The sequence below is a fragment of the Pseudoalteromonas sp. MER144-MNA-CIBAN-0113 genome (genome assembly GCF_040308965.1).
Lineage (GTDB): Bacteria > Pseudomonadota > Gammaproteobacteria > Enterobacterales > Alteromonadaceae > Pseudoalteromonas > Pseudoalteromonas tetraodonis.
In genome coordinates this window covers 1-231 of sequence record NZ_JBEOOG010000638.1, presented here as the reverse complement: position 1 = coordinate 231, position 231 = coordinate 1, and the positions used below count along the sequence as shown (strand labels likewise).

The following is a 231-nucleotide window of genomic DNA, read 5'->3' as shown; positions in this document are numbered from 1 at the left end:
GGGTTGTACCTCAATTTGTAATTTTTGTGTGTTTTTTATTTTTAAGACAACAAACATACACACGATACCCACCACCATAAAGCTTATATCTACTACCGCGACAAGCGAGCTATTAAGGTTAATAACATTGCTAACGCCAAGTAAAATATTAAGTGGCAGCACCAAAGCAAGCGAAGCGCCGCATAGTAAAAGAGTCAGCTTAAAGTAGTTTTTATAACCTATGGGTAATAC

At 36.8% G+C, this 231-nt stretch carries 1 pseudogene; it reads right to left on the bottom strand.

Features of this window, described 5'->3' with window-relative positions:
* A pseudogene (locus AAEY57_RS21285) lies at nt 1–231 on the bottom strand (PepSY-associated TM helix domain-containing protein); the annotation flags it as partial.